This is a genomic window from Alteromonas sp. ABH2_165 (genome assembly GCF_056159945.1).
Genome location: NZ_JBSWWF010000040.1, coordinates 1 through 504, shown reverse-complemented (window position 1 = coordinate 504; position 504 = coordinate 1). Strand labels below are relative to the sequence as shown.

At 41.9% G+C, this 504-nt stretch carries 1 protein-coding gene; it reads right to left on the bottom strand.

Annotation, left to right across the window (positions count from 1 at the left end; all coding sequences use genetic code 11):
- Window positions 1–75: 75 nt before the first annotated feature.
- A partial coding sequence (locus ACXAFQ_RS20520; RefSeq protein ID WP_474825223.1) for a hypothetical protein occupies window positions 76–504 on the bottom strand: 429 nt, incomplete at its 5' end.

Below are 504 nucleotides of genomic sequence, written 5' to 3'. Positions count from 1 at the left end.
TACTAGCTAAAGGGCAAAAACATGGGGCTATAATCGCGAAGCGGCCCCGTGTTTTTGTCCCATTTAAGCGCATTGTTAGGTATGTGCCGGTTCAATACTTTTTTTTGTTTTTTCATATATTATAAATCCGAGAATAGTACCCAATGGAAAAAATGGCATAAAGCAAAAGCCACAAACACGAGAAGCAATCCTACCCTTATTTGATTTAATATAGCAGCCGTAAGCGATCGCAAAGTGTATTGATGGAAATACCAACGAAACAATAGGCAGGTAAAACTTTCCGCTCTCAGTCGTATTTGGGGTGAGAGATAGTAGCCCAAATAAAGCGAAGCAAATAATGCCTAACCATATATGTAACTTCGTTAAAAAAGAAAAATTCGTTGCCATACCTTTGGAATACCTAACGCCCCGCTTAGGGGCAATAACACGTGGGCTAAAATTTGGAGCGAAGCGACTGAGCTCACGTGTTATTGTCCCAGGGAGCTTGCGACCGACTACAGCGGT